This window comes from Daejeonella sp. (assembly GCF_049655485.1).
Lineage (GTDB): Bacteria > Bacteroidota > Bacteroidia > Sphingobacteriales > Sphingobacteriaceae > Daejeonella.
Window position 1 is genome coordinate 1 of sequence record NZ_JBASJU010000150.1, and the last position, 9,081, is coordinate 9,081.

General features: G+C 40.2%; 8 protein-coding genes. 1 reads left to right on the forward strand and 7 read right to left on the reverse strand.

The features are described 5' to 3' along the window. The 5 genes from WBJ10_RS06060 to WBJ10_RS06080 all read right to left on the reverse strand — a co-directional run. A partial coding sequence (locus WBJ10_RS06060; protein ID WP_424288625.1) for a YWFCY domain-containing protein occupies positions 1-1,009 on the reverse strand: 1,009 nt, incomplete at its 3' end. Positions 1,010-1,021: 12 nt separating this feature from the next. Next, positions 1,022-2,266, reverse strand: a complete 1,245-nt coding sequence (locus tag WBJ10_RS06065) for a relaxase/mobilization nuclease domain-containing protein (protein WP_424288626.1) — start codon at positions 2,264-2,266, stop codon at positions 1,022-1,024. Next, positions 2,233-2,643, reverse strand: coding sequence for a plasmid mobilization protein (locus WBJ10_RS06070; protein ID WP_424288627.1), 411 nt, complete (start codon positions 2,641-2,643; stop codon positions 2,233-2,235). Before WBJ10_RS06070 ends, WBJ10_RS06065 begins: the two co-directional genes overlap by 34 nt. A 154-nt stretch (positions 2,644-2,797) precedes the next feature. After that, positions 2,798-3,034: a hypothetical protein gene (locus WBJ10_RS06075; protein WP_424288628.1), complete on the reverse strand. Its 237-nt coding sequence runs from the start codon at positions 3,032-3,034 to the stop codon at positions 2,798-2,800. Next, positions 3,031-3,378, reverse strand: coding sequence for a helix-turn-helix domain-containing protein (locus WBJ10_RS06080; protein WP_424288629.1), 348 nt, complete (start codon positions 3,376-3,378; stop codon positions 3,031-3,033). Before WBJ10_RS06080 ends, WBJ10_RS06075 begins: the two co-directional genes overlap by 4 nt. 306 nt (positions 3,379-3,684) lie before the next feature. On the opposite strand from WBJ10_RS06080, the gene WBJ10_RS06085 reads away from it, so the two are divergent. Beyond that, entirely contained in the window at positions 3,685-4,068 is a 384-nt protein-coding gene (locus WBJ10_RS06085; protein ID WP_424288630.1) for a response regulator, read from the forward strand. A gap of 38 nt (positions 4,069-4,106) precedes the next feature. Here the strand turns inward: WBJ10_RS06085 and WBJ10_RS06090 are convergent, their stop codons facing one another. Together WBJ10_RS06090 and WBJ10_RS06095 are read right to left on the reverse strand one after the other, a co-directional pair. Continuing rightward, a complete protein-coding gene (locus WBJ10_RS06090; protein ID WP_424288631.1) occupies positions 4,107-7,766 on the reverse strand; it encodes a CheR family methyltransferase in 3,660 nt (1,219 codons plus the stop codon). Between the two features lie 847 nt (positions 7,767-8,613). Continuing rightward, positions 8,614-9,081: ORF6N domain-containing protein (locus tag WBJ10_RS06095; RefSeq protein WP_424288632.1), on the reverse strand; the 468-nt coding region annotated here is incomplete at its 5' end.

Consider the following 9,081-nt stretch of genomic DNA (forward strand, 5'->3'; position numbering starts at 1 on the left):
GAGGCAAGGTACAAAAGGCTCCGTTTCGGTATTTTTTCAGATACCAGATGATCCCTGTTACAAAATTAATCGGGGATTCCACGAAGAAATCTCCCTGCTTCTTGATCCATTCCCTGTTTAAACCAAGCATGATTGTTCTTGCAGCTTCGGTAGCATCAGTGATATCAGTCATGCTTTCCGGGTCGAGTGGGTTACAGCGATGGGTACGGGATAAGTCTTCAAAGTTGATTACATAGAACTTCGCTGGATTCCTGCTTTTCAGAAGGGTATTGTAGGCAATTCGGGTCAGATCATCATATTTAAAATCGTAAATGAACATATTGAATCCCTTGGTAATATGCTGCGTAATGATATGCCGAATAGCGAAATAGGATTTACCTGATCCGGGAGTTCCAAGTACCAATAGCCCTCGAAAAGGATTGATAATGTTTATCCAGCTCTGCCTGATTTTGCCTTTGTATTTATATCGTGCCGGAAGATTGATTGAATATTCATTTTCGATTTTGCGCTCTTCCTGGGGAAAGGTCTCGTTTTCACTATTGAATATATCGCCGGTTAAATTTAGCCTGAGAAATCGGGATAGCCTTGTTCCACTGGTTAGGATGAGGATATAACCCAAAGAGGATGTTAAAATATATATTACCGACTTGATAATTATAGTCCGGAATATTTCTCCTATGAAATTGCAGCCAAAGTATAGACCAATGCCTATCAGCGCCCAGACTATCCATTTATGCTGAGTTGATTTTTCATCTTTCCGGCCTTTCACTCCTATAAGAGATATCAAAAGCAACAGTAAGGCACTGGATTTTGCCAACAAACCCGATGCAAAAACTCGGGTATGCATTAAATTGTCTGCCAGCCTATCCGTGATGCTGCTGTTAAATCCAATTTCTCTGAACCATGAGAAACAAGCTAAATAGATGTGAATTGCTAAGATCGATATGGATAACATTCTTGTGAAATCCATGATTTTCCTTAAACCTTGCTCATTTTCCCCTGTAGCCATGTTGAATAAATTTTAATGAGTTACTTTTCGCTTTTTCTTACGCCTTCTGAGTTGACTGTCTGGCATATTGTCCTCTTGATACTCGGATTTTAATAAATCATCAATGAGGGAGGGCTGATCTGGGTTTTGATTGAAGGTGGTATTCGACCATTGTGATGCTTTTATTGAGTCGTCAGGATGTCTAAACTTGATAGTATTTGCCGGCTTATTAAGCTCCGGAGATGTAAACCAATTGCTTAGGCCCGCTGCGCTATAAGCTTTTCCCAAATCACTTCCATTAAAAACAACCTTTGATTTATGATCTACAAAAGTTACTCCATATAAACGTCCCTGGTCATTTTTACGGTAGATTACCTCAATACCCTTTTGCTGTAAAGCTTGTTTGAAACCAGACTCACTTGCTTTCACAGATAGGAGTCGATCAATATTTTTCTTTAGTGTCTCCTTGAAAGGAGTGCGCAGAGTTTGATTGATATTGAATTTTACTTCCAGCGTTTTCAATGTTGGAGACCCGTATATATTGCTCGCTTTAATGGGAATGCCGGTTTTTTTACCGCCACTATCTAAAGCCCAGTAGAGTAAACCGTTTTTTGCATACATGCGTGATTCTTTTGATCCCCGGTCTGCTGTAACATTGTAATAACTTAGAGCAGCATTCAACTCCGGCAAGCTTGTGAACTTATAGCTGCTGATAACCCCACGGACGACGTTAGATATCGCACGCTTAGTATCATCCTTGCCGTAAACCACTTTCCTTAGCTGAGTTTGTTCCGCTTTCTGAATTTCAACTCTGCTGGCTGGTACTAGACCGTATTGCTGCTCAATGATTTTACGAGCCTCTTCAGATTTTGTCCGGCCCAAATTGTGTAGAGGTATTCGTTCACCGGTAGTTTTGATATTAGTGCTTACAATATGAATATGCGGGTGGCCAGCATCATTGTGCTTATAAACAAGGTATGGTTGATCTCCAAATCCAATTCCTTCCATATAGTCAATCGCAATCTGGGTCATTTTGTCTTTTTCCAATTCTTCATCCACAGCAAAATTTAAGGAGATATGGATTGTATTAGTTTTTGTAATTGTATTTTTTGAGGCTAATTTTTTGAGCCGTGAAAGTTTGTCGTCAAAATTTAATAGATGGACATCCTTTTGAAACTTGTTTTCCCAGATCAATTCTGCTTTGTCTTGGGCGACTTTATTTTCGTTGTATTTTAACGCTCCAATTAAGCTTTTTCCGCTGATGATCTTTGAGACCATATGTCTGAATATAAATGAATCCGTTCTTTGATTTCCTTTATGGCGGGCTCCAACTGATCTCTTGAAACAGTTAGCATTGATTGCCATAGGTGAGCCTCCGGCATCTCACTAACACTGTTCAATTTCTTCACAGCCTGGTTGAAATTTATACCAGCATAGTTAAGTTCCTTACGCAATTGAATTAGCTCTTCAAGTATGTCATCCAAGGACTGGTCACGATAAACTACCTGGATTTTTTTTTCTAATAATACCTCCCTGGTGTATTCACTGATCTTCCGAAACATGCTCTTTTGAAAGCGGTCGCTGATTACTTTAAATTCGTCTGGTGTTAGACGAATGTTTACCCATTTCGTTCTGTGTACTTCTTTCTTAGCCATGATCTTAATCTTTAAAAATCCGACTTCGGAGGATTTTATTTATGACCGCCGACCGACTTTGGAGCGAGGAGCAAGATCCATTTGTGTAACAAATGTACATCTTGCTGACTGCTTCAACGAGGCGGTCTACTCCATACAGTGATCCTTCCAATCATCAGATAAATAACTTTGCTTTAGTTCTCAAATAGGGACAAATTCTTTGTCTTTGCCACATCCAGTCAAGCGCTTTCGCTCTCCAATTTTTAACCGGAATCCCCTTACTGCCCTTCCAATTTCGGTTACTATACTCCCTGAAAAATTGCTCGGCATCTATAGCTTCGAAGCCCTTCTGAATGAAGTAAATCGTTGCCTGGTGGATTGTTGGTTTAGCGACTAACGGTTCTTTTATCATGACGATTTCACAACAAAAAGATCTTCCTTAGTTACTTTATGAGACTCCATCATCAAGCAAATATCCTCAATATCATAATAGATAGCTCCTCCGATTTTCGAGAAGGGGAGTATGCCTGTGTCTCTTAGTGTTTGAAGAAAACCGTGTGAAATTCCAAGGAGCTTCTTAACCTCACTAGATTTTAACCATTTCTTTCCTGGCTGTCCAATACATTCTTTAATGATACGCTTCAGTTCATTTAGCATTTCATCTTTGAAATCTTCGAGGTCTCCCAGAGTTAATAACTGGTCTTTGGTAGGGATGAGGGATCTGACCCCCTTGCCTTGTTGAGATATTGCTGTCATAGTTCAAGATTTTGGAACTACAAAGGAGGGTATCATTTATTCCAGTAATACACAACCTGAACATGAGTTGTGTGTTTTGATCTAATCGACATGACTAAAGGACCAGAAATCGGATGATCTATAGCGTTGGAATTGTTGTTACCACAAGTCTTTGATCCTGTAGTACGAGTTCATAAGATTTTGGAAATTAAGAGATTGCGGTTGTTTATTTATTGAATTACACCAGGACTTTCTAATATTACAAGGAAATATTTCGATGATAGTGATTTTTTATCTTTTTATTATTATTTTCATATTCTCCTAACTATGAAAAAGAAAATTTTAATAATTGATGATGATCAGGATATCCTCGATCTTACCGAATTTCTGTTGCAAGAAATTGGCTACAAAGTGGTTGCATCGTTAACGGCAAATATTTTAGATGATGTGTTGCAGGTAAACCCTGATCTGATCTTGTTAGATGACTGGTTAGAGAGCACAAGTGGACATCAGCTATGTAAAGTTTTAAAAACAGAACAGGCCACGAAACATATTCCTGTTGTTATTTTTTCCGCTTCAACAGGTTTGGAAAAAATTGCTAAAGATTGTTTTGCAGACGACTACATTAATAAACCTTTTGATATAAATTATTTGCAGGATGTGATTGCTGATCTTTTACAGTCGACGAGTAAAGCTTCCCTTAATCAGTAGAACCTCCCATTAATATCTTGGATTTCACCCATCCAGGATTAATCGGAGTCGATAGGAATACTAAACCAAAAAGCTGAACCTTTTCCGACCTCGCTATCCACACCAATTTTACCCCCGTGCTTTTTTATGATTTCTCCACTGATATACAGCCCAAGGCCTAAGCCTGAGTATTGGCTTCCGCTACTATCCACCCGGAAATAGCGGTCGAACAGGTGCGGAATTTTGTCGGCAGGGATACCGATACCTTTATCGATAACAGATACCTTGGCCATATCACCTATTTTTTCAATAGTGATCAAAATTTCTTTTGAATTAGGGGCATACTTAATAGCGTTGTTCACGAAATTCACAATGACCTGTTCTATCCGTTGTACATCCACTCTAACTCGCAGATTCATATCACCTTTTGTTATTATAGAATAAATGCCTTCGGCACGGATATGTGCACAACAATCTTCTATAATCTCAGACAACATCATTAAGGATTTATTCAGACTAACCTCCCCTTTATTAAACTGGGTTACACTAAGCAGATCGCTTATTAATATATTTACTTTGTTCAAGCTTTTATTGGCACGCTCAACCAGTGACGGTAATACTTTAGATGGGTTATCCTTCATCTTATCCAGAATCTGCAACGAAATAGTTAGCGTAGTAATAGGGGTTTTAAGTTCGTGGCTCGCAATACTGATAAAATCATCTTTCTGCTTTAAAAGTTGACGGGTTTGTTCCTCTGCTTGTTTTTGCACAGTAACATCCATTAAGACTCCGATCACCCGGTTAACAGCATCACTAGAATTAAAATAAGCCTTCCCTTTAAATCTTATCCATTTCTGCTTTTGCTTACCCGTTTCCAGAATACGGAACTCCTTTTCATATTCTTCTTTATTTTTTCCGGAAACGATTTGCTTTAAATATTCTTCTATGTTGCTCCTATCATCGGGATGGATCATAGTTATAAAATCCGGATAGTCAATCTCAGCAGTGTGCACAAGGCCAAACATCTTTTTACACCCATTGTCACATACTAGGTCACCGGTCAATGGTTGGTAGTCCCAGATGCCAATATCGGCTGCATCAACAGCCATTTTTAACCTTTCCCTGCTTTCCTCAAATAATTGCTCTACTTCCGTCAGGCCTTCCTCGATCTTCCGCCTGTCGGTGATATCCTCTATGGCCATCAGGATCAGTTGATCTCCGTGTACATTGTCCAGAAGACGGGTATTTAAATACATTATTTTGCGTCCTATACCAGGAAAAACATGAGAAACCTCATAATCGACCAGCACTTTCTTTTGCGGGACAATATTTTCCAGTAATTCCCGAAGTACGGGAATATCCCATTGCCGGTTACCCAATTCATAGAAATATTGCCCTTCTGTTTCTTTTTCAGTGACTTTAAATTTATGGTAAAATCCGTCTGTTGCCCGTTTCACTTTCAGATCCGCATCAAGTATGATAAGCGGATCACGTATCGTATTAATAATGCCTTCCGTATAAAGACGGGCATTATTTAGTTGATCATTCCTGTTGATAAGTTCATTATTAACAATCGTTATTTCCTCGTTAGTGCTTTGCAGTTCTTCCTTTGAGGTTTCAAGTTCTTCATTTAGGCTTTGCAATTCCTCGCTGCTGGAAAGCAGTTCCTGATTGGAACTCTGTAATTCTTCGTTAACCGCTTCCTGCTCTTCGGTGATTGTTCTCATGTCCGCGCGGTTTTGCATCAGTTCCTGTTCCAGTTCCGCTATCCGGATATCTTTTGGGTCTTTGGCGGAATTTTTCTTTTTACCGGAGGGTAAGGAGGGCAAGATGGCAGCTTCTTTTTCAAACTGAACCAGGTAATGGGGATCGTCTGCATCTATAATGGGCCAGACGGTAATGTTTACATAATGTTGCTCACCGTTTAAATTGAACAGAACATTTTCTTTTTTAGCCGGGGCGCTGCTTCTTTTGGCCAGGTGCAATAAATTGCGCAACTCAAAGGCCAGGCCTTCACGTGCCATCTTTAATACATTAAGGCTAGCCTTTCCCGGAGGCGGAACAAGCCAGGTTTCCGTAGCGCCGCGAAACTGAACAATATCAAACTGCTCGCCCACCAGAACGCCCGCAGGCGCGGTGGCAATAACGATATTATCTGTTAGTTTAAACACATCGTGTGTACCGCTTTCTTTTTGGCCGCTTTTATCAATGTCCTTAAAATTTTGTTCCCCACCCTGCGAGGTTACGGGCATAAAGCGCCCCCTGCCGCCCTTGCGTTTAAAAATTTTTTCCTGGCTATTATAGGGAGCGAACATATCGGTCTGGCCGCCAATATTCTCTGACTTGCCGAGCATTAAGAACCCCTGTTCATTCAGCGCATAATGAAAGGTTGTCAGTGCTCGTTTTTGTAAAACCGGTTCCAGATAGATCATTACGTTTCGGCAGCTGATTAGATCTATCTTTGAAAATGGAGAATCTTTTAGCAGATTATGGTGTGCAAATACACAAATGTCCCGGATGATTTTATTCACCTGGTAGCTACCATCCAGTTTGGTGAAAAACTGAGCCAATCGAGATGCAGACAGTCCTTCCAGATCTGAGGGGCGGTAAATTCCCGTCCGTGCTTTGTTGATCGCCGTCTCAGAAATATCGGTCGCAAAAATCTGTATTTTCATAGCCGCCGCTTTGTCGCCCAACTGTTCCTGTAAACAGATGGCCATAGAATAGGCTTCTTCACCCGTAGCACAGCCGGCGATCCAGATGCGCAACGGCTCGTTTGCATCTTTTTGCTCCACTAAGGCGGGAAATATAGTATTGCAGAGAAGCTCGAAGCTTGCCTGGTCACGAAAAAAATTCGTAACGGAGATCAGCATGTCATTGTACAGGGCGTCCTGCTCGTCCATGTTTTCGCGCAGGAACTTCAAATAAGCATCGGGTTTATTTATATTGTTCAATGCCATGCGCCTGATGATCCGTCGCTTTAGGGTACTTGGCTTATAATAAGTAAAATCAACGCCGCGGCGTACCCGCAGCACGGTGAGCAACTGCTTAAAAATTTGTTCGTCCTGTTCCGGAACTGTGTTTGCTATCTCCTTTTTTGAATAATCGGCATGAAAAGGGTGGTTAATGGTCAAAAGATGTTCTGCTATCTTTGCAGGCGGAAACACAAAATCAACGGCGCCGATCCGAACAGCGTTTTTGGGCATGTCATCGAATGCCGCAGAGGCCTCATCCTGTGCAAAAGTGATACCCCCATGTGTCTTGATGACCTGGAGACCGAGCGTACCATCGTTCAGCATGCCCGACAAAACGATCCCAACAGCATAGCTCTGATGGACTACTGCCAGCGAGGAAAAAAATATGTCAATAACCTTTACTTTATGGTGTTTATCGTTCAAGGGGGCGAGTTTGAGTACCCCGTCTGTAGCGGTAACTATTTTATTTGCCGGAATGATATAAAAGTTATCCTGTTCAAGATGAATATCGTCAGTGATCTGATGTACGGGGATCTTTGCGGACTTTTGTAAAATTTCAGGAAGGGCACTTTCATGTTCAGGGTTTAAATGCTGCACAAACACATAGGCCATACCTGATTTTTCCGGTATAGCCTGTAAAAACAGGCTTACTGCTTCCAATCCCCCGGCAGATGCCCCGATGCCTACAATTGGAAATTGGAGATCAGACACCGAACCACTATCTGATCCCTTTTTTTTAAGCATTATTTTGTTTTGTTATAAAATACGGTATAAAAATAATCAACAATTCTTATTGAAATGTATTAATTGAACAACCTAAAGACAATAATAGTTTTTTTGCCATATAACATTGTGAGATTTTCAAACAAGTTTATTTAAAGTTTTAATTCATCTTTTTACTTAGAGATCTCTATTCTTTTCAATTGTTTCCAACTACCAACAATGGGAGACTTACAGGCGCGGTTTCATACCGAATGGCCTCTGAAGATGCTTCCATATATCTATTGTCTTAATTCCTTCTCAAAGAAATTTCCACATGTTTCCACATCGAATATAACTACGGACATTATAACGTTGACGAACCAGTTCGATAGCATAGTCATCCCGTACAAAGAACAGAACCAAACAACATATCTATGACTTTCACTATGGTTTAAAAACTCCAGCACATATGGAGACTTCAGAGCGTCTATTGCCGTCCGAGTTCGATTAAAAAAATAGAGATTAGATATCTGTTAGGCGTTATATTTAATTTCCATGAAACAGTTGTCGGATTTCGCGTTAGGGATTGCAGTGTAAATCCTTTTTGTCTCTATCGGCAAAAAGATTGCAACGAAAAGCCCGCCCGAACGCCCAAATACAATTATTTATAATTATCTATAGCCAAACTCCGGTTAGAAGCTAAAATATATTCTGCTCCTTTTGATTGCAGCAAAGGTCTCCCGCTCATTTCAGGAGTAAAGAGCTTTCACGGCATGAATTCTCCCTCATTCTTCTGTCCGATTTATTCCATGCTCTCTTGACACCTTCATTCACTAAGAGATGGGTGGCTTACCAAAAGATGGCTGAAAGTCCGTTTGAATAATAAAAGTTACAATTCATCCGGTTTGTAGCCAATTCGTTTTCTAGGTGGAAGAGGACGTTCCTTTTTCTCAAGCAATTCATCAAGATAACGAAATACAATTTCCATGTTTTTGTCTTGATTGTCTAATTTGTTTTTGATCTTTTCCACCTCTAAACGTATCTCTGTGTTGTCAGTAAGCATTAATCTCAATCGGGTAAAAATTCGTATGATTTGAATATTTACATGAATCGCTCTTTCACTATTCAATATGCTTGATAACATAGCCACACCTTGTTCGGTAAAAACAAAAGGGGTTGAAGGGCTAAATTTAGCCGTCGGGGTTAGGTTATCACAAATTGTGATAAGCTCCTGCCATTCCTGTTTGGTTAACTGAAACATAAAATCAGCCGGAAATCGTAGGATATTACGTTTCACAGCCTGTTTTAAAGATCGGGTCTCTACCTGGTACAATATTGCGAGATCAAAATCCAACAT

Bases quoted from the DNA above. Each gene is read 5' to 3' on its own strand.
- WBJ10_RS06065 (WP_424288626.1), bottom strand. From the start codon at position 2,266: ATGGTCTCAAAGATCATCAGCGGAAAAAGCTTAATTGGAGCGTTAAAA.
- WBJ10_RS06070 (WP_424288627.1), bottom strand. From the start codon at position 2,643: ATGGCTAAGAAAGAAGTACACAGAACGAAATGGGTAAACATTCGTCTA.
- WBJ10_RS06075 (WP_424288628.1), bottom strand. From the start codon at position 3,034: ATGATAAAAGAACCGTTAGTCGCTAAACCAACAATCCACCAGGCAACG.
- WBJ10_RS06080 (WP_424288629.1), bottom strand. From the start codon at position 3,378: ATGACAGCAATATCTCAACAAGGCAAGGGGGTCAGATCCCTCATCCCT.
- WBJ10_RS06085 (WP_424288630.1), top strand. From the start codon at position 3,685: ATGAAAAAGAAAATTTTAATAATTGATGATGATCAGGATATCCTCGAT.
- WBJ10_RS06090 (WP_424288631.1), bottom strand. From the start codon at position 7,766: ATGCTTAAAAAAAAGGGATCAGATAGTGGTTCGGTGTCTGATCTCCAA.